The following is a 21,704-nucleotide window of genomic DNA, read 5'->3' as shown; positions in this document are numbered from 1 at the left end:
GCAGGAGCAATTTAAGAAAAAACGTGGCGGCATCAACGGGGATCAATTGACTAATTCAATTTTTTTCTTGGTAATGAAAAGGCTTCTTAAAGAAAATCCCCTTGGTTTTCACATTATCGGCATTTCATAACGACATTTTCACGCCATTTTGTTTTAACCAATTTTCATATTCTCTGTAGCTCGGCATTTTATTATCCAGCTCATTCCAAAATTCCTTAGAATGATTGGGGTATTTTAAATGCACCATTTCGTGAGTGATGATGTAGTCAATAACCGGCACAGGAGCCATTGCGCATTTCCAGTTAAAATTAAGTCCGTTCTTTGGTGTCCATGATGCCCAACGGTTTTGCAACTCCAGCACCTTTATCACAGACGGTTTGGTTTGAAATTTTTCCTCAATTAGTTTGAGGCGTTCTTTTATTTTTTGCTTTGCTTTTTCACGATAATAATTTTTGAAAACTTTGTCTGCCTGGTTTAGATGTTTTTTGTCGAGATGGAAATAGCCGCCGGTCATTTTCAACGGCACATCCTGATCTTCAACAATTGCCAAACGGCAGTTTCTGCCGAAATAAAGAAAGGATTGTCCGTTTACAAACGCGCGATTTACTTTTCCCTGATTAAGCTCCTTCCATTTCGCAAGCTTGGTGAATATCTGATACTCTTTTGCCCTTACGGCATTTTCAATGATCTCATCTGTCGCTTGAACAGGTGCGAGCACCCTTACTGAACCATCCCGTTCAATAAAAATACTTATTGTTTTCCTGCGGCCGGTTTTCTCAATGGCAATGTCAATACCGTCTAATTTCATCTCAAATCCGCTTCACGATTTTTTGCAAGTTTCATCAACTCAGCGGCAAGTTCTGCCGCCTTTTTGGATATTCCTTCAATTCGCGAATAACGAAGCTCATCTTCCAACAACCCCTCTATCCTTCTTTGTTCCGCTGCTCTATCCGACCAGAAATTATTGATTGCCGCCGTTTCTTTTAAAATAGATATCAGGCTGCGTGTAAGCTCTTTGGCCTTATTGATTTCATTTGGGCTGTCATCAACTAAATGGTTTTTGATCAAATCATAAAACGGTGCTTCCACGGTGGAAATACCGTCGGTTTCGGCTTTTCTGCCTTCCGCCATTTCGTCTCTCAGTTTGCCTAACTCTCTGACAATCTCTTCCCAATTTTCTTTATAGGCATTCAAAATAGTTTCAAGGCGGTCTTTAAAACGCTTATAAAGTGAAGGGTCCTTGTCCAGATTGACTTTGATGTGCCAGCGAATGGCATGTTCCATTTCCGAGGCTTTTGATTTCGGCGTTTTGTTCAGGTAGTCCACTTCAGTTTTAAATTCCTCGGAAAGGATGGAAACCTGCTGCACTTTTGTATCAATACCCAGGGAAAGCAGATGCCGGTCAATGAGTTTGCGGACCTTATCGGACGCCCATTTTAAATCCATGGTGTCGTCTTTATAACGGTTTTTGATCCTCCACAGCAAATAACCTAATCGTTTCGCCGGAATCCAGTACTCTGTGCCTGCCTGCACATTGAAAAGCAAATCCAGACTGTCAAAGAAACTTTTGGCATAGGTGAGAAGTTCGGCTCTGAACTTGATGTTCTTGGCGTTTTCAATGCACTCTTCTGCAAACTCAAATTCCTTTGCTGCATCGGTAAATTTCTGTTGCAGGAAATAGTCAATCTCCTTCAAGCCGTTATCGCCGAATAAATCGATCAGTCGTTTGTAACGGGCTTCAAGAATGGGAATTTCCTTATTGATATCGCGGAAATAATTCGTAAAATCATTCAATGACTCCACATCTTTTTTATTGTCAGTATAAATTTCCAATGCTTCCGCCAGATGTTTTGTAACACCGAAATAATCAACAACCAGACCATAAGATTTCCCTTTTTTTGTTCTGTTTACCCGGGCAATGGCCTGAAATAAATCATGTTCCCGTAAACTCTTATCCAGATACATCACTTGCTCAATGGGCGCATCAAAACCTGTCAGCAGCCGGTCGCACACGCAAATAATGCCGATTCCAGTTTCCGGTTTATCCGGGTTGAAATCCAGTTTAAAGTTTTCCACGGCATTCATGTCATAGGCCTCTTTGCGAGCCTTGCTAATGTAGCCCGGTTCGTTGTTGCCGCTGCTGGAAACAATGGCTGCTACTTTCAAAAATTCCAATTGCTTCAATAGTTCTGCATCTGCGTCACCTGCCGGCAATACTTTTAGCGCGGCTATTTTATTTTGAATGGCAATTTCCAATTCATATTTATAACGCACGGCAGCTACAATGCTGGAGGCCACGACCTGCGCTTTGAATCCATTGACTAATATGTCGTTGTAATAATGTTCTATGATATCTTTGGAAATGGCGGCAATGCGGTCTTTGCTTTCCAGGTAAGCGATGAAAGAACCATACCTACGTTGGATTTCTTCCCTCTCCGCCTGTGTTCGAAGCTGGAACATATCTTCAAACTCGGCATCAAATACATCTTTATCATCCAGTTTATCTTTGGATACTTTGCCGATGTATTTTATTTCTACGGTTGCTCTGTCGGCAATTGCTTTGTCAAATTTGTAAACGTCAATAAAGCCGCCAAAGCGCTCATGAGTTTTTATCTCGTGACGCTCGGTGAGTAACGGCGTTCCGGTAAAACCAATGCGCACAGCTTTAGGGAATGAAGAAAATAAATTGTCGCCCATGTCGCCGCCCTGGGTCCGGTGGGCTTCATCAATCAGCAACAAGATCCTGTCGCTGTTATTAATGGTCTCAAACTTATCGAAATGGGGAACAAGGTCTGCTTCAATCAGCGATTGTGCTGAAATATTTTTTTCATCAAGGAACTTATGAATCATGACCATGTTCACGTCGCCGGTATCGTTACTAAGCCTATGCAATCTGTTTCTTCTATCAATAATGTTTACGGGTTCCCCGGTGAGTGCCGCGGTTTCTGAAAGCTGGTCTTCCAAATCGATCCGGTCAATGATGAAAATAATTTTGAGGTCCTTTAAATCATCACAACTGCGGAGTTTGCGAATGAGAAAAACCATGGTCAAACTCTTGCCGCTGCCCTGCGTGTGCCACACGACGCCGCCTTTTTCCATCGGCGTGCGTCCCGCTCGATAATTCTTGATAATTTTGCCGACGGCCCGATACTGGTTATATCGGGCAACAATTTTTACTTCCACGCCTTTTTTTATTTCCACAAACAAGGTAAAATGTTTCAGGATGTCCACCAGGATTTCCTTGTTCAACATGCCATGGATAAGCACTTCCTGTCTTTCTTCATCGGGCGGAAATTTGACGACTTTGTATTCTTCGGGGAATATATCCACCCAATTGTTATAGTAATCAAAATCGGCGCTGATCGTTCCTACCCTTGCTTCTTTGCCACGGGTAATGATGCTGAAAATATTGTAATGAAATAGTTTTTCCTCGCCTTCCTTAAATCCGTAATCATCATCACGGGTATTGGCATAACGGGTAATCTGCAAATACGCTTCACTTAAAGGTTCGGCAACCTCAAAATCTTTGGCCTCCACGACAACAACAGGCAATCCATTCAGGAATAAAACTATGTCGGGAATAATGCCTTCACGGCTGGCGCCGGGCGTAAGCAGACGAAACTGGTTGATGGCAATGAAAGAATTGCTGCCGTAGTTCTTAAAGTCCACCAATCGGACGGTCGGGTCCTGCTCGCCGGTAAGTTCGTTATGGGAAACACTGGTGCCCTTGAGAAGCAGACGGTGGATTTCTTTATTAGCTTCATGCAGGCTTTTCCCGGCAAAGTGCTGGATTTCAAAAAGGATTTCATCGAGCTGTGTATCGGTAAGCCACTCTCTGTTGTCAGCCGTTTTGTTGATGGCTTTAATACTTTCTTTAAATACTTTCGGCAAAAGGACTTGCTTAAAGTTTTCCCGCAAACTTTTTTCAGGTTCTTGAGGGACACCTAAACCCTGGTCAATTACCGTCCATTCCAACTGCCGGAGTTTATCCAAAAAAGGTTTTTCCACATTGATGTATTCGGCCATATTAATTCTCCGTTTGCGTTATTGCTTCTACGGGCACTTTAACCACTTTCTTCCCACTCAACAAATCGCCCATCAAACCTGCTTTTAACTGTTGCAGCTTTTGCAGGTAGGTTTGTTCGGTGTGGTGTTTTTGGTCAATGGATAATAAACGTTCTGCAATTTTATTTTGTTCATCAAATGACGGTTTTATAATTGGAAGTTTCAATATTTTATTTACTGATAAACCAGGTTGGGCTGATGCCTCAGAATATTGATTAAGATTTTTATCCTCTAATTGGTGAAAAAGCCAATCGACATTTATTTCATTTTCCACGGTCACAACAACAGCATGTTCCGATGCATAAAATTTACCCCTCACTCTTGTAACGTTACCGCATAATGCACCCTGTCTTCCTACTAAGATGTATTCACCCTCATGTGTAAAGCTTGAGGTGAATCCTCTTAATCCGTTTCCGCCATAAACTGGATAATCTTCAATTTCAGAAATTGATTTTGATGTTATTCCTTCGCCACTTTTCATTGAGCATACTTCACCTATCGTTTTTTCTTCCCATTCATTAGGCACCATTCCCAATTTGCTCTCTTTATACAAATCCGGTGTATCTTCATATTTGGGGCGGAGTTTGCCGGTGGTAATATCAATTCCACGGGTAAATAAATCGTGCAGCATGCCTTGTTTAATGGCTTTGTATTTGGCTATGGCAGCTTGTGTTTTTTCTATCACCCCATCGCAGGTTGAAAGGATGCGGACAATGTCACGTTGAGTGGAAAGTGATGGAACTGTAATAGCAATATTTGCCATTATATCGTTCATCAACTTTGGATTTCCTATGTAAGAAACATATCGTTTTGATATTTTTCCAAGATGATATAAGAAAAACTTTGTAAATACTTTCTTCTCATTAGCCTTTAAAGTACCACAAACATTTGTGCAGCTGAATTTACCTGTTCTATGAAATACAGTTCCTGCATAAGCACCATCTGTTGTCCAAGTTAAATATTCTCCTTCAAAATCAAAAGTATCAATGGTTCCCATCACACCATTGTTAAACGATTGCGATGAATAAACCGGATAATTACCTGGGTGTTCGTTTATTTCATTTTGGCTAATTACTCGGCCTCTTCCAATTTCAAAAATATCTTGAATGAGATGTGCTTCCCACCCTTCAGGTATATAATCAAAGCCAGATATTTCTGTCAGATTTTTCTGAAAAACATTTTCAGTTACTCTACTCATACCCCAACTCCATTAAAAAACTATTCAACAATTCTGTTTCTTTTTCTCTCTCCGATAAAATAGCGTGCAGAGGAACAGTATATTTGTAATGCAGGTTTTCCACTGCCAGCAGCAGTTGTCGGCTATGGCTTTGCAGATAGCCGTGTATGGTTTCGTGCAAGGTTGCCTTCCACCGGCTTAAAATCAGCTCTTTGGCTTCTTCGGGCGTTATGCTTAGTCTGGCGAGGTCAACTAAATCCTGTTTGCGGTCTTTTATCTCCTTGATTTTCTTTTTGCATTGCTTCAATTCTTCTTCCCGTTCGGTGTGTTTGGCAATGCGTTGTTCGTCCGCCTCAATCATGGCATCCAGGCGTTCCACTTCAGCGGCAAACTTTTCTGCCTCTACTTTTAGTGCTGCGATTTTTACCGCTAATTGGGGCTGCTGTTTTAAAGCCTTTTCGTTGGCCTTAATTCTTTTCAGCAGATTCTTGTATTCCTTGTCTGCCTCTTTGCGTTCACCTTTGAGGGCTTTAATGCCGTCTTTGTGTTCCTTTAGTTCCTTGCTGCGCCATACTTCGTAATCTTCTTCATTCCAGACGTCATCTTCCAGTTCGTTTACTTCGGTAAACAGGGCTTGCAGTTCTTCCTTCCGGGCTTCGTTGGCCCTCAGTTCTTTTAATACGTCGGGATACTGGCTTTCCAGTATTTCATCATCGGGTATCAATTCAGCGTTCCAACCGCTGGCCGCTACACTTTTCAAGTCAATATTCAACTGGCTCCAATACGAGGCCAAAGCGCCCCGGCTCTGGAAGTTGTCCAACACTGCTTTCTCCCCCGTTGTAAGTTCAGCAATAGCCGTGGAAAAACTTTCCGAAAACTTGCGGTAGAGTTCAAAGACATTCTTGTTTTCAGGCAGGGCTTCAAAATCCGGCACCACGGCATTCCACCAGCCGTTTAATTGAATGGTGTATTGGGCTTGCGTGGCTATGATGCTTTCGCTTTCATCGAACAGTTTCTTGATGTCTTCTTTTTGGGCAATGGCAGCGGTAAATTTCAGATAGCCGTCTTTCAATCGGATGAAGAGTTGATCATTCAATCTGGGATAGCTGGCAAATCCATCTGCCAGAGCCTGCACTTCACTTTCAGGAATGCCGCCTTGCAGATGCGCATGCACATCATGTGGTTCGGCGGGTGGCGCGTTGTCCACAAACCGGCGAATGTTCAGATTGTATTCTTCACTCTCTAAATTGCTCAGTTCATCAATGGCTTTGTTTTTGCCGACCAACTTGCTGTATTTGGGAATCTCTATTTTATGGCGATAAACAAAGGCGATTTTTTCAATGTCTTCCGGCCGGAGTTTGTTTTGATTTTTACCTTCCCTGTATTCACGGTCGGCATTGATGAAAAGCACTTTATCCCGGAGATGAGCATCTTTCTTGTTGATCACAATCACGCTCGCGGGAATGCCTGTTCCGTAAAATAATGCAGGGGGTAAACCGATCACCGCTTCCAGATAGCCTCGGTTTATGAGCCATTCCCGGAACTTGCGTTCGTCGCCGCCGCGAAATAAAACGCCGTGCGGCATGACCACCGCCATACGTCCGGCATTATTGACGCTGGCCACCATGTGCTGCACAAACATGAAATCGGCCTTACCTTTTGTGGGCATCCAGAAATTGAAGCGTTCTTTGAACTTCATGCCGTCTTTTGTATAGTTCTGCGAGAAAGGCGGATTGGCAATCACAACATCGAAGGTTTTCAATTCACCATTTTCCGTGTGCAGCGGATTCGTTAAGGTATCACCGTTCAATATTTTGCTGTCGTAGATGGAATGAAATAGCATGTTCATCTTACATAAACCCCAGACCGTGCCGCTTTTTTCCTGTCCGTAAAGTGAAAGGTTTTTGGCAGTACCGTAGCGGCTTTCCACATAGTTTTTGCTTTCTATGAGCATGCCGCCGCTGCCCACGGTGGGGTCGTAAACTTCCGAATCCGCTGCCGGCTCAAGAATATTAACCAGAAGCCGCACCACTTCATTGGGCGTGTAGAATTCTCCAGCCTTCTTTCCGGCACTATCGGCAAAGTATTTAATCAGGTATTCATATGCAGCGCCCATTAAGTCGGGAAATTCCAGATTGTCATCGGTCAGATTCTTTTTATTGAATTCACGGATGAGATCCCGCAAATCTTCATCGGTAATCTGTTTGCTGTTTTTCCCGATGCTGCGATTAAAGTTGATCGATTTCAAAACACCTTCCAACTTGTCAAGGTTGGCATCCTCTAAAGCGGCAAGGGCTTTGTTCAGGTGGTCGCCGATTTCTTCCTGCAGGTTTTTGATGTAGTTTATTGTTTCGCCCTTCTCATTTACATCGGGATCGCCGTCCAGCTTTTTCCAGCGGGCTGCCAGCGGAACATAAAAATCATATTCTGGTGCGTTTTGCCTTTCCAGTTCTCCGTAAATGACTTCAGGTTCACTCAATCCCCTTTCTTCAGTAAGTTTCTTCTTTCGCCTGTCTCTATGAACTTCAAATTGGTCGTTTACCCGCTTCAAAAACAACATGGCAATAATGTATTCCTTGTATTCGGAAGCATCCATGTTGCCCCTTAAACTCTCGCAAGCCTCTTCGAGGAATGTTTCCAAGCGGGAAAGTGATAATTTATTTGTCGCCATTAATTCTCCATAAATCTTAATTGTAAATACTGTGAATCAAATCATCCCTTCATCTGTAAAGCTGAAATAGCTGCTGTCACCGACGATAATATGATCCAGTATCTTGACATTCATAAGCTTTCCCGCAGTAATAAGTTGCTCCGTAAATTTCTTATCTTCCGGGCTTGGGGTAATATTTCCGCTTGGGTGATTATGGACGCAAATAATCGCCGTTGCAAATTTTTGCAGGGCAGCATGGATGATTTCCCGGACAATGGGCATCGCGTGGTTAACCGTGCCCGTGGCAGCATCACTAATGTCGATGATTCTGTTGTCGCTGTTCAGATAGACAACTTTCGATACCTCAGTTTTCAGGTCGCGTATCTGAGGCAGTATTATATCGACAATATCCTGAGCAGAGGCAATCTTCTGTTTGGCACTGAGAACTTCGTCTTCACGGAAACGGCGTCCGATCTCAAGGGCAGCCATAATCTGAGCGATCTTGGCCGGGCCGAGGCCTTTCAATACCTTCCACTCACGCATGTCAGTATGGCTCATATTACGAAAGGTGCCGAACTTATCGACAATCCGGCGTGCCAGATCAATGGCGCTTGCGCCTTCAGTACCCGTACGCAAAAGAATTGCCAGAAGCTCGGAATTGGTCAGTGCCCCGGCGCCTTTCTTGAGCAGCCTTTCTCTGGGGCGGTCATCCTTAGGCCAGTTCTTAATGCCGGTTGTGCTGTTTTCCTTCATCACGTCTCAATTCCTCAAATATTTTCGTCATACCCCCTCATTCAAAGAGCTTTAAATATCGCTCAAAGACAAAAACCCTGTTTCTTTTTAGGCCGGTGATCTCCTTGAGTATTCCCAGCCTGACAAAATCCTCAATAAGGCGTAGCGCCGTTGAAGGATTTATGGAAAGCTGCTTCGATGTTTCCTGACTATCTGTAATAGGTTTCCCATACAACTCATGAAGAAACTTCTGGGCCAGCGGGGTTTTTTTGCCCAGCGTCATGATAGTGCGTTGCTCAATTTCCTGGCGCATGGTAATGATCAACCTGAAGGTTTCTATAGAGCTGGACGCTGTCTGTCTTACCCCTTCCAGAAAGAATTTGAGCCACTGCGTCAGATCATTCCGGGTTCGAACCATGTTCAGATTATCGTAATAAAGAAGCCTGTTTTTCTCAAAAAAGGCTGATAGGTACAAAGTGGGTCTGGAAAGGAGGCCTGCGCTCACCAGATAGAGCGTAATAAGAAGGCGTCCAATTCTCCCGTTGCCGTCCAGAAAAGGATGGATCGTTTCAAACTGGTAATGGGCTATACCGATTCTGATGAGATGGGGAACGGAGTGGCTTTTGTTATGCAGGAATTTTTCAAAGTCAGACATCAATTCCGGTAGATCATCATGATGTGGCGGAATAAATGATGCATCGGCAAGAGTGGCACCGCCGATCCAGTTCTGACTTTTACGGAACTTTCCCGGCTGTTTATGCTTCCCGCGTACGCCCTGCAACAAAGTCGTATGCGTGTTGCATAACAACCGGTTGGAAAGGGGAAGTGAGGCAAGTGAGTCGATGGCCTCGTTCATAGCTTCAATGTAATTTTGCACCTCCTGCCAGTCATTTCTCTTTTCAGGGTCAATGTATTCGGCCTTCTGCACTGCCTCGGCAATATTTGTCCGGGTTCCTTCAATACGACTTGAAGTGGTGGCCTCTTTACTTACATGCATCTTGATAAAGAAGTCGATGTCCGGCACCAGTTCCGAAAAGGCGTTCAGTTCACCCAGCTTGATGTCAGCTTCGCTCAGGAGGTTGATGAGCCCGCTATCGCTTACCTGCCAGTCGATATTAACGGGATTCGGCATAAAGCTTTTGTATTGGTATTGCTGCTTATATGCACCTGCCTTGAAATTCTTTACGTCCATGTGCCAGACCCTTTTTCTGCAAATAATGTTTGGTCTTATTTGCAGAAAAGCTATTTACTGCAAATATATAATTTTATATGTGCAGTTGCAAGTAAAATCAGACCGTGAATGCCGCCAAAAATTCCGTTGAATACACTGCCCATTCTTAATAATTTTCCCTAATGCTATCAAAGAGAAAGGAGAGTGTCAACGGATAAATAGTGTATAGTATCAAGGTGCAAAATAGCCGGGATGATCAGCACGGGTTGGGTGATTGGCGGCATGGCAGGAATGCGATAGATGTGGATGGGATGCGAGCTCTTGCTGGACGAAGGATAATACTGATGTATGTCCGAAAGTCGCAAGGTAAAGCAGACCGCCGCAGATGCGCGTTGCAATCATGCCGCCAATCGACCAAATGAACAACTTAAAAATTAAAAATTGCTGCAAAATTACAGACACAATGTCTGTAATTTACCCGAACACTCGATTAAAAATCGTATCTACATATTTGAAATAATGATCGTTGCTCATAATGTCTTCAATCTCTGTCTTGCTGAGATATTTTCCGATTTCCTCATCTTTCTTTACTTCTTCCGTAAAATCGAGGTTGTTTTCATAGCACATCATGGCAACTCTCTGGGTAATCTTGTAAGATTCCTGTCTTGTGAATCCCTTATTTATGAGGCTTAAAAGGATGGCCTCGGAATGGTACAATCCCTTTGACATATCCATGTTTTTCTGCATCCTTTCGGGATATACAATAAGATTTTTATACATGTTTTTTAACCTTTCCAGCATGTAATCAAGGAGTATGGTGGCATCAGGTGCAATAACCCTTTCAACAGAAGAATGGCTGATATCCCGCTCGTGCCATAAGGCAATATTTTCAAGGGCTGACAGGGCATACCCCCTAAGCAGTCTGGCAAGACCGCAGAGATTCTCGGAGGCAATGGGATTTCTCTTATGCGGCATAGCTGATGAGCCTGTCTGGCCTTTCTGAAAAAATTCTTCGGCTTCGCCGACTTCCGTTCTCTGGAGGTTGCGAATTTCAAGAGACATCTTTTCAACAGAAGAACCGATGATGGATAAAGTAGTAAAAAATTCCGCATAGTAATCGCGTGGAATAATCTGTGTTGATACAGGCGCAGGCTTTAAGCCCATTTTTTTACAGACATACTCTTCAACAAAAGGTTGACCGTGCGCAAAAGTTCCGACAGCGCCGGAAATTTTCCCATGGCTTATGCGATCCTTTGCTGCCTTCATGCGCTCGAGGTTCCTTCTCATTTCATCATAAAAATGGGCCATTTTAAGACCAAATGTAATGGGTTCCGCGTGGATGCCATGAGTTCTCCCGATCATCGGGGTTGTCTTGTACTTATAGGCTTTTTCCTTTAATACTTCCATAAGAGACAGAATGTCCTCTATAAGAATATCACCGGCTTCCTTCAGGAGACATGAGAAGGATGTATCGAGTATGTCCGACGAGGTTGCCCCCATATGAATGTATTTTGAGGATAGACCGACAAATTCCGATACGGATTCAATGAATGCCACAACATCGTGTTTTGTCCTTTTTTCAATCTCATTGATTCTGTTTATGTCAAAATTAGCTTTTTCTTGAATGTTTTTGAGGTCTTCCTGCGGAATTAAGGATAACTCCCCATAAGCTTCGCAAATGGCTACCTCTATATCAAGCCATTTTTTAAATTTATTTTTTTCCTCCCATATACGGGACATTCTCTGGAGTGTATAACGCTCTATCATTTTTTACCTCATGTGTTTAATATTCACGGGTAAATTCCCCGTAGCTCATTAAGATGCCTTGCCCGAGAGCAGAACTCGTTAATATGGCAGCCATCGAAGGCTTGCCATTAACAGTGGGCAGGTATATATTATGCAATAGATAAAATATTGTCAACAAAACACACTACAAAACAATTGACACCCCATGCCATACAGGATAAATTGCAGCAAAGAAATTGCTTTATCGGAGATAACACTTGCACAACACATCCCAATTGATCGAGCCTGTTCAAATGATAGTACTCACAGGAGGCCCCTGCTCAGGCAAAAGTTCTTCTCTGGCATACCTCACAGAAAAACTATCAGATAACGGTTTTATGATTTTTGTCATACCGGAAACGGCGACCTTAATAACAAACAGCGGTATAGACCGACGTAAAATGAACAGATCGAAACAGGTGGTAATATATGAAGAGGCTATACTTGACATGCAGCTTGCCTTCGAAGAAACCTATAAACAAACGGTTATGAGAGTATTCCCGGAAAGAAAAAAGGTTATCCTTCTCGACAGGGGCATAATGGACATAAAAGCTTTTATGCCGGATGATGATTTTAAGGAAATAATAAAGAGAAAGAGGCTGAGCGAGGTCAAGCTGAGAGACAGATACAACGGGGTCATACATCTTGTTACCGCAGCAGATGGAGCACCTGAGTATTATACTGGAGACAATAATCCGGCAAGAATAGAAACACCCGAAGAAGCGATCCATATCGATCAAAGGATACGGGAGAGCTGGCTTGGCCATCCGCATTTTAAAATTATTGACAATACAACTGACTTTGAGGGCAAGATCAGCAGGACTTTTTCTGCTATTTCTCACTTTCTCGGACTCCCGGCCCCTCTTCCTATAACTGAGAAATTCCTTGTTAAAAATGTCCAATATGAAAAAATACCGGCTCACCAGACAATACAAATTGAGCAGATGTATTTGCGTTCCAGGAATAAGAAAGAAGAGATCAGAATCAGAAAGCGCGGACAAAACGGGTCCTATCTTTATTTTCTTTCAAGAAAAACAACGATTGAAGAAGAGGGGCTTATTACAGAACAGGAGTATCTCAATCTTACAAAGCTCATAGACTCTAAAACAGATATTATTATAAAAGAACGTACCTGCTTTCTATGGAACAACCAGCACTTTGAACTCGACAGATACAAAGGCAGGCATGAGGGCATCGCCGTATTAAAGATCGAACCCTTTGAAACTATAAAAAAAGAGGCTAAAATACATATTCCCCCTTTTATCAGGGTCGACGTCAATATTACCGGCAATCCTTTGTATGATGAACGTCATATGGCAATAAAACAGAAAAAGAAATGATCCCGGCATTCTGTCTTTTTCGCTCTTATTGTTGTTTCTTTAATTTCAGCAGATAAATTCTCCTTAGCCTGCTAAAAAGATTTTATCTGTTTTTTGTCCTATTGCCTTGTCCGCTTGTGACAGGGCAACTCCTTTTTCCCTGGGTTCTCAATTATTTCCATATGGAAAAATAAAAGATTGTCATGATCTATACTCCACTGAACTTTCTTACATTTGCAGTAGTTCGCATCGTTAAGCCTTTGAATTTACAAAACAGTTCATAGGCACACAGACCCGGGACAGCTCTGGCGGCCTGGGAAAAACTTCTCGGTTAAGAAGTTTTTGTATTACAGATTGTTGAATTTCCCGGATTTATCCTGTATCTTTATATTTATGGAGATAATTTGACAAGAAAAGGCCCGAATCAAGAAGCCCAGCCATTAAGCATACTTGTTGTGGATGATGAAGCAAACATCCGCAAGACTTTATCCATGTGTCTTGAAGCAGAGGGATACAGGATTGTTGCCGTAAGTAACTTTCAGGATGCCCTGCAAGAAGCTTCGATGGTACCTTTTGATCTTGCGTTCATTGATCTGAGACTTGGAACAGACGACGGCCTTGATCTCATACCTCATTTACTGGCTGCAACCCCATGGGTTAAGATCATCATCATTACCGCTTACGCTTCAATCGACACGGCGGTTGAAGCAATGAGAAGCGGAGCTGCTGATTATATTCCAAAGCCATTCACCCCTGCTCAGGTCAGAATGGCAGTCCGTAAGGTTTTTGAAATGCGGACGCTCGAACAACGGGTTGCTGTGCTTCAGGAAGATCTGGAACGTTCCCGCCCCGAAATAGATTTTTCAAGTAAAAGTCAGGTTATGCAAAATGCAATAAATCTGGCGCACAGGGCGGCCTCGTCAAATGCCACCATCCTCCTCCGTGGGGAAAGCGGAACAGGCAAAACCGTTCTTGCACGTTCTATTCATTCCTGGAGCAACCGCGCCGATAAACCCTTCAGTATTGTCTCCTGTCCTTCCTTTTCCTCGGAGCTTCTGGAAAGCGAACTTTTCGGACATGTGAAAGGGGCATTTACCGGCGCTGTCAGAGACAACCCCGGCCGCATTGCATCGTGTGAAAACGGTACGCTTTTCCTTGACGAAATAGGCGATCTGCCTGTTTCTCTTCAGCCAAAGCTCTTGCGTTTTGTTCAGGAAAGGGAATATGAGCGTGTCGGTGATTATATAACCCGTAAGGCAAACGTGAGGATCATTGCCGCAACAAACATGGATCTGGAACGGGCAGTAACGGACGGAAGATTCCGGGAAGACCTCTTCTACAGACTCAATGTTATTCAGATCGAATTTCCGCCGCTACGCGAACGCCCAGACGATATTGCTACCATGGCAGAAAAATTATTGGCATTCTATGGCAGGGCAAACCATCGGTCCTTTCTTGGCTTCACAGATGAGGCACTCCGTTTGCTAAAACAATATCACTGGCCTGGGAATGTAAGGGAACTGAACAATGTTATTGAGCGAACAGCAATCCTCTGTCAGAGCAATCGGGTCGGCATCGAGTCCCTTCCAGCAAATCTCTTACCGGACAATACAGCCCCCGGTATAGGCGACCCGATTGCTCTGGATAAAATCGAGGAACAGCACATCAGGCTGGTTCTTGCTGCCGCGACATCGCTTCAGGAAGCAGCCGGAATTCTCGGCGTCGATCAGGCAACACTCTGGCGGCGGCGCAAGAAGTATGGGATCTGAAACTCTTTTTTGACACATCTGTGCTTGTTAAATTCTTTAATGAAGAGGACGGGACTCTATCGCAAAAAAAGGTTGGATATGTGCGGCTTCAGATGAAAATCTATGCAATGTTGCAAAATTGCCTGGATATAAAACAATAAACCCGCTCAAGAAATAGGTAACCTTAAGACATTTTTACCAGTTGCAACTTAATGTTTTTTATGATTAACATTTCACGGAATTAAAAGGAGGCAAAAATGAAGAGGGTACAAATTAATTTATATCGGCAGCCCACATTTTTAGTCTGGTGCCTTATCTGTACAATAACTTTTTTTTGCTGCCCTGTATCAGCGCAGACTATTATTGAAGAATGGAACACAGTGAAAACCCCTCCTGCACCGGAATTAAAACCAGTGACTATTGATCCGAATGTTACGGCGCTTCTGCTCCTTGATTTCAATAAGCAGACATGTAACTCCGACCGCCGCCCCCGTTGTATTTCTTCAATTCCGAAGGTCCAAAAGCTTCTCACAGAGGCGCGTGCCAGGGGTGTTTATGTGTTGTACAGCCTTTCTCCAGGCGCTGCTGTTACCGATATTGCAAAGGAATTAATGCCTCTCGGAAATGAACCTGTGGTAATATCGGGACCTGATAAATTTTTAGGGACAAACCTTGAGAAAATCCTTAAAGAAAAAGGTATAAAAACCGTCATTGCAACAGGAACAGCGGCACACGGTGCAGTTCTTTACACGGCCAGCGAAGCAGCATTGAGGGGAATGCAGGTCATTTTGCCCGTGGATGGCATATCTGCTGAAAACACTTATGCCGAGCAATATGTTGCCTGGAATATGGCGAATGCCCCTCTTATATCGAATCAGTCGGTACTGACAATGATTGACATGATTAAGTACTAACAAAATCTATATTGCCACGGATAACAAATATCCGCCTTGCAATTTGAAATATATTTTTCTCAGGTTTATTGAAAATTGCAATATTAGACATTACTTCATTTTTAACATATCCAACAATATCATATAGTTTAAAAAAATAACCCTCCGGCACAATCCTTGCTCTTATAACATTTTAGTGGAGGTTTAACGATGATGGGAATTCGTCAGAAGCTTTCTCTTGGGTTCGGTGGTCTCTTACTCATCATGATGGTGATCGGGATTCAGGGCATCCTGCACCTTTCCCGATTGGGAGAGTCTATTGATGTAATATTGCGGGAAAACTACCGTAGCGTCATTGCATGTCAGGAAATGAAGGAGGCCCTGGAACGGATCGACAGTGGGATTCTCTTTACGTTGCTGGGAGATACGGAAAAAGGCAAAGAGCTTATCAGTAAAAATTTGATTGTCTTTGAGAAGGCGCTTCAGACTGAATTAAATAATATCACCGTACCCGGAGAAGATGAAAAGGCAGCCCTTCTCCAGGAGATTTTCAAGCAGTATAAAAAAGGCCTTGAGAGCATTGAGGACAGAAGCACGCCGCCGGTTTTCAGGCGTAATGTTTACTTCAGGGATCTTCTTCCCGCGTTCCAGCAGATTAAGGATAAAGCCGATGAAATTCTTCATATGAATCAGCAGAACATGAGCGATGCCAACAACCATGCCCGTAAAGATGCGGCAAATGCACGAAGGCAAATGTATATTCTCCTCTTCGTAGGCATTATCACAGCATCAGGATTCGTGTACTTCACCGGCCGATGGATTCTCCGTCCCATTAACCGTCTTATAAAATCCACCAATGAGATCGGACGGGGGAATCTTGATCTTATTGTGCAAAGCAGCTCACATGATGAAATAGGCTACCTTTCCGAGTCTTTCAATGCAATGACTGCAAACCTACGTGAATTCCGCCGCTCAGACCAGGCCAGACTCGTGAGGATACAACAGGCCACACAGCAGGCATTTAACAGTCTTCCTGATGCCATTGCTGTTATAGATTTCGATGGCCGAATAGAATTGGCAACAGCATCGGCAAGAGACATATTCGGATTAAAACCGGATATCAGGATGCAGGACATTCAGTTTCCTCTTATTTTAGATATTTTCAAGGGCGCCCTGAAAAGTGGGCATATTACAGTTCCGGAAAACGGAAAAACGATAATTCAGCAATTTGTAAAAGGGGAAGAACGTTTCTTTCGGCCTGAAGCAATACCTATCAAAGATGCTAAAGGGCAACCCACCGGCGTTATGCTGGCGCTCAAAGATGTTACACAGTTGAGGCAACAGGACGAGTTGAAAAAAGGAATCATATCAACGGTATCGCATCAGTTGAAGACACCACTCACATCCATTCGCATGGCGATCCATCTGCTGCTCGAAGAGAATGAAAGCCCGGGGCATCTCACCGATAAACAGGTTGAACTCTTACTCGTGGCAAGAGAAGACAGCGACAGACTTAATGACATACTCAGCAGTCTCCTCGATATCAGCCGGATGGAATCGGGAAAGGTCACTATGCATTTTCAGACAATCTCTCCCAATACAATTGTCCTTGATGCTGTCGATATCTATACGCTGTCGGCACATGACAGAGGGATAGAGCTTCGGACAGAACTTTCCCATGACCTGCCTGAAGTTTGGGCAGATCCTATGCAGATAAACCAGGTCTTTTCCAACCTCCTTGGAAACGCGCTGCGGTATACTAATCCGGGCGGAATAATTACCGTTTCCGCCTCTGCAGATAACCGATGGGTCTTTTTCAAAGTTTCCGATACCGGCAGGGGCATTCCTGCAGAATATCTTGACAGACTCTTCGAACAATTCTTCCGTGTTCCGAAACAAAAAAAGGAGACCGGTGCAGGACTCGGTCTTGCCATTGTAAAGGAGATCGTGGAAGCACACGGCGGGACAATACGCGCAGAGAGCCACGAGGGGAAAGGCAGCACCTTTACTTTTACACTTAAAAGAACAGACCAAATCTCTAAAAAGGAGCATCATTCATGATCGATCTTGTTTACATCTTTATCGCAATTGTTTTTTTCGGGCTATGCGCGCTATACGCGGATGCCTGCAGGAGGTTTTAAAACATGGCTGACTTATTCGGAGCTTTTATAGGAATTATCCTGATCGGATACCTGCTTGCAACAGTCCTCCGACCTGAGAAATTTTAGAGGGGACACAGATAAATGAACATTTTCGGATGGATTCAACTGACACTTTATATTGTTCTGCTCCTTGCCCTTACCAAACCGATGGGTCTCTACCTCGTCCGCGTACTCGATGCCGAGGGCAGGACCTCCCTCGATCCTGTTTTGCGGCCTGTGGAACGTCTGTTTTATCGTCTGTTCCGCGTGGACCCTGGCAAAGAACAGGACTGGAAGCGTTATACCGTATCAATGCTCTCCTTCAGCCTTGCGGGATTCCTGTTCACTTATGCCATCCTCCGACTCCAGCATATTCTGCCCCTTAATCCGCAGGGTTTCGGATCTGTCAGCCCTGATCTGGCCTTTAATACGGCGGCCAGTTTTACCACCAATACAAACTGGCAGAATTACGCCGGCGAGTCAACCCTATCCTATTTTTCTCAAATGGTGGGACTTACCTTCCATAATTTTACCTCGGCAGCCGTGGGGATTGCTGTGGCCGCAGCCCTTGTGCGGGGCATTGCACACCATTCTATGAAAACAATTGGCAATTTCTGGGTTGACCTGGTCAGGATAAACCTTTATCTGCTTTTGCCCATCTGCCTGATTTTTGCTGTTTTCCTCATATCGCAGGGTATGATCCAGAACTTCAAGGCATACGAAAAAACGAGTCTTATCGAAACTGCCGTTGTCCAGACACCCAAAAAAGATGTTGCAGGCAACGAGATGAAGGACAATAAGGGAAATGCAATAATGGAAACTCAGGAAGTCAGGGATCAGATCATTCCGCAGGGACCTGTTGCTTCTCAAGTAGCGATCAAGATGCTCGGAACGAATGGAGGCGGGTTTTTCAATGCTAATGCAGCGTACCCTTATGAGAATCCGACGCCTTTGTCCAATTTCCTCCAGATGCTGTCGATCTTTCTAATCCCCAGCGGCCTTACCTATTATCTCGGACGCACGGTAAAAAAACAGCAGCATGGCTGGACAGTCTGGAGCGCCATGGCAATACTTTTCATTGTTGCCGTTCTGGTCTGCTGGTCTGCTGAAAGTGCGGGCAACCCGAGGCTCCATGCATTAGGGATAGACCCTGTAAGCGGAAACATGGAGGGAAAGGAGATCCGTTTCGGCATTTTCAATTCCGCCCTTTTTGCTGTGGTTACTACTGATGCCTCCTGCGGTGCAGTCAACTCCATGCACGACTCTTTTACGCCTCTCGGAGGCCTGGTTCCGCTGTTTAACATTCAACTGGGCGAGGTGGTCTTCGGCGGCGTAGGCGCCGGACTTTATGGAATGCTTGTCTTTGTGGTGCTTGCCGTATTTCTCACAGGTCTTATGGTGGGACGCACTCCTGAATATTTGGGAAAGAAGATCGACTCCTATGACGTGAAAGTCTCTGTCCTGGCACTACTCATACTGATTTTCAGCATCCTCGGGTTTTCTGCATGGGCAATAGTCAGCAAATGGGGCCTTGCAGGCTTGAACAACAGCGGACCTCACGGCCTGACCGAGATACTATATGCATATTCATCCGCCACAGGTAATAACGGAAGCGCCTTCGCGGGTTTGAACGCCAATACTCCATTGTATAACATGACATTGGCCCTTGGCATGCTTTTTGGACGTTTTTTTATGATTGTGCCTGTTATGGCTCTGGCAGGAAGCATGGCAAGGAAGAAACTGATCCCTTCAACAGGAGGAAGTTTCCCCGTGTGGGGAGTTATGTTTACGCTAATTCTGGTGGGAACAGTCCTCATAGTGGGCGCCCTCACATTCCTGCCGGCTCTTGCACTCGGTCCCATTGTGGAGCATTTTCTCATGATGAAAACTGCCGTTTTATACTAAAGGAGTATAAACTATGGCTTTGAAAACTCATTCTCTTTTTGACCGTGAGATTATTATTCAGGCATCTGCCGATGCCTTCAGAAAACTAAATCCACGGTCGCTGCTAAAAAATCCCGTCATATTTGTCACTGAAGTGGGGGCCGGCCTCACTACTCTGGCATTGTTTTTCAGGTCCGGCAGTGAATCTTTTGCGTTTGTACTTCAGGTAACGCTCTGGCTCTGGTTTACCGTGCTCTTTGCTAACTTTGCAGAAGCTATGGCTGAGGGACGAGGCAAGGCCCAGGCCAATACCCTGCGAAAGACACGCACCCAAACCATGGCAAATCTTGTCAAGGCCGACGGTTCAACCCAACCGTTAGGGGCGGATCAATTACGAAAGAACGACCTTTTTATCGTGTCCGCCGGAGAAGTTATACCTGCCGATGGCGAAATTATTGAAGGCTTTGCTACTGTAGACGAATCTGCTATTACAGGCGAATCCGCCCCTGTCATACGGGAGTCAGGGGGTGATAGGAGCGCAGTTACCGGCGGCACACGGGTTCTCTCCGATCGGATCAAAGTCCGCGTCACCGCCAATCCCGGCGAGAGTTTTCTCGATCATATGATCAGTCTTGTGGAAGGTGCACAACGTCAGAAAACACCGAATGAAATCGCTCTGACAATCCTCCTTTCGGCCCTGACGATTATCTTCATCGTTGTCGTTATGGCCTTGAAGCCCTTTGGTTCCTATTCGGGCATCGTCTTTTCCATCACCGTGCTTGTGGCACTAATGGTCTGCTTGATTCCGACCACTATCGGCGGACTATTAAGCGCCATCGGTATTGCAGGTATTGACCGGATGGTGCAGAAAAACGTTCTTGCCATGAGCGGACGAGCTGTGGAAGCGGCAGGCGATGTAGATGTACTGCTTCTCGACAAAACAGGAACAATTACCCTGGGAGACCGTCAGGCAACAGACTTTATGCCGGCACCGGGAATTACAAAAGAGGAACTGGCAAAGATTGCACAACTCGCATCTCTGGCCGATGAAACACCCGAGGGCAGGAGTATTGTTGTTCTTGCAAAACAGTATGGCCTCAGGGGTCGCTCAATTTCCGAGATGCCCCATGCAAAATTCATCTCTTTTTCAGCACAGACAAGGATGAGCGGGGTAGATATCGACGATAGGCAGATACGAAAGGGCGCTGCTGATGCAATACAGTCTTTTGTCGGAGGCAGCGTTCCAATAGAGGTGCAGGATGCTGTTGATTTTATCTCACTCTCAGGAGGCACTCCTTTACTTGTTGCCGACAAGGAAAGGGTCCTCGGTGCTATACACCTCAAAGACATTGTAAAAGGCGGACTTAAAGATCGTTTTGAACGGTTCAGAGCAATGGGAATAAAAACAGTGATGATTACCGGCGACAACAAACTTACCGCGGCTGCCATAGCAAAGGAAGCAGGCGTGGACGATTTTATTGCTGAAGCAAGGCCTGAAGACAAACTGGCATTAATTCGAAGGGAACAGGCAGCAGGACATCTTGTCGCCATGACCGGCGACGGCACGAATGACGCCCCTGCCCTTGCCCAGGCAGATGTGGGGATGGCCATGAATACGGGAACACAGGCTGCCAAGGAAGCAGGAAACATGGTGGACCTTGATTCGAATCCCACCAAGCTGATCGAGGTCGTGGAGATCGGCAAACAGATGCTCATTACCCGTGGAGCCCTGACAACCTTCAGTATCGCCAATGACGTGGCCAAGTATTTTGCCATCATCCCGGCTATGCTGGTAACTGTTTTTCCTGTCATTGCACCGCTCAATATCATGGCGCTTAAGTCCCCCAGCAGCGCAATACTGAGCGCCGTCATCTTTAACGCGTTGATCATTGTCGCCCTTATTCCTCTTGCCTTGCGCGGCGTACGGTTTCGCCCGCTGGGAGCAGCCATGCTCTTAAAACGTAATCTTCTGATCTACGGTCTCGGCGGGCTCATAGCACCTTTTCCAGGCATAAAACTGGTCGACATTATCATAAACGCACTTCATCTTATATAGGATGAGGAGGAGAAAAGGAACATGAAAAACTTACTCATTGAGCTTCGCATCTCTTTAATCGCTACAGCATCCCTTGCTGTTCT

13 protein-coding genes are annotated in these 21,704 nt (G+C 44.7%); 6 read left to right on the top strand and 7 right to left on the bottom strand.

Going from position 1 to position 21,704, the window contains the following annotated elements; translation table 11 throughout:
- Nucleotides 1-124: 124 nt before the first annotated feature.
- From NT010_03505 to purB, 7 genes are all read right to left on the bottom strand, one after another.
- Complete coding sequence (locus tag NT010_03505) at nt 125-808, bottom strand: SprT family zinc-dependent metalloprotease (GenBank protein MCX5805125.1); 684 nt, start codon at nt 806-808, stop codon at nt 125-127.
- A complete protein-coding gene (locus NT010_03500; protein MCX5805124.1) occupies nt 805-4,026 on the bottom strand; it encodes an HsdR family type I site-specific deoxyribonuclease in 3,222 nt (1,073 codons plus the stop codon). Before NT010_03500 ends, NT010_03505 begins: the two co-directional genes overlap by 4 nt.
- Before the next feature lies 1 nt (nt 4,027).
- A complete protein-coding gene (locus NT010_03495) occupies nt 4,028-5,263 on the bottom strand; it encodes a restriction endonuclease subunit S (GenBank protein ID MCX5805123.1) in 1,236 nt (411 codons plus the stop codon).
- Nucleotides 5,256-7,913 carry an N-6 DNA methylase gene (locus NT010_03490; protein ID MCX5805122.1) on the bottom strand — a complete coding sequence of 886 codons (2,658 nt, stop codon included), beginning with the start codon at nt 7,911-7,913 and terminating at the stop codon, nt 5,256-5,258. The genes NT010_03495 and NT010_03490 overlap by 8 nt, the downstream gene beginning before the upstream one ends.
- Before the next feature lie 36 nt (nt 7,914-7,949).
- Nucleotides 7,950-8,645 (bottom strand): DNA repair protein RadC, encoded by a 696-nt coding sequence (gene radC, locus NT010_03485; GenBank protein ID MCX5805121.1) that lies wholly within the window; start codon nt 8,643-8,645, stop codon nt 7,950-7,952.
- Between the two features lie 37 nt (nt 8,646-8,682).
- Entirely contained in the window at nt 8,683-9,816 is a 1,134-nt protein-coding gene (locus tag NT010_03480) for a Fic family protein (protein MCX5805120.1), read from the bottom strand.
- A gap of 453 nt (nt 9,817-10,269) precedes the next feature.
- Complete coding sequence (gene purB, locus NT010_03475; protein MCX5805119.1) at nt 10,270-11,562, bottom strand: adenylosuccinate lyase; 1,293 nt, start codon at nt 11,560-11,562, stop codon at nt 10,270-10,272.
- A 236-nt stretch (nt 11,563-11,798) separates the two neighbouring features.
- Here purB and NT010_03470 point away from each other — a divergent pair, with 236 nt between their 5' ends.
- The 6 genes from NT010_03470 to kdpB all read left to right on the top strand — a co-directional run bounded on the left by NT010_03470 (nt 11,799) and on the right by kdpB (nt 21,621).
- A complete protein-coding gene (locus NT010_03470) occupies nt 11,799-12,920 on the top strand; it encodes an AAA family ATPase (GenBank protein ID MCX5805118.1) in 1,122 nt (373 codons plus the stop codon).
- Between the two features lie 383 nt (nt 12,921-13,303).
- Nucleotides 13,304-14,668: a sigma-54 dependent transcriptional regulator gene (locus tag NT010_03465; GenBank protein ID MCX5805117.1), complete on the top strand. Its 1,365-nt coding sequence runs from the start codon at nt 13,304-13,306 to the stop codon at nt 14,666-14,668.
- 236 nt (nt 14,669-14,904) lie between these two features.
- Nucleotides 14,905-15,561, top strand: coding sequence for a cysteine hydrolase (locus NT010_03460; GenBank protein ID MCX5805116.1), 657 nt, complete (start codon nt 14,905-14,907; stop codon nt 15,559-15,561).
- A 189-nt stretch (nt 15,562-15,750) separates the two neighbouring features.
- Nucleotides 15,751-17,601, top strand: coding sequence for an ATP-binding protein (locus tag NT010_03455; protein MCX5805115.1), 1,851 nt, complete (start codon nt 15,751-15,753; stop codon nt 17,599-17,601).
- A gap of 182 nt (nt 17,602-17,783) precedes the next feature.
- On the top strand, nt 17,784-19,586 hold the full coding sequence (kdpA, locus tag NT010_03450) for a potassium-transporting ATPase subunit KdpA (GenBank protein MCX5805114.1): 1,803 nt from the start codon (nt 17,784-17,786) through the stop codon (nt 19,584-19,586).
- A gap of 13 nt (nt 19,587-19,599) precedes the next feature.
- Nucleotides 19,600-21,621 carry a potassium-transporting ATPase subunit KdpB gene (gene kdpB, locus NT010_03445; protein MCX5805113.1) on the top strand — a complete coding sequence of 674 codons (2,022 nt, stop codon included), beginning with the start codon at nt 19,600-19,602 and terminating at the stop codon, nt 21,619-21,621.
- The last annotated feature ends 83 nt before the right edge of the window (nt 21,622-21,704 follow it).

The organism is Pseudomonadota bacterium, assembly GCA_026388275.1.
Taxonomy (GTDB): domain Bacteria; phylum Desulfobacterota; class Syntrophorhabdia; order Syntrophorhabdales; family Syntrophorhabdaceae; genus JAPLKB01.
This window is presented reverse-complemented; position numbering and strand designations above follow the sequence as displayed.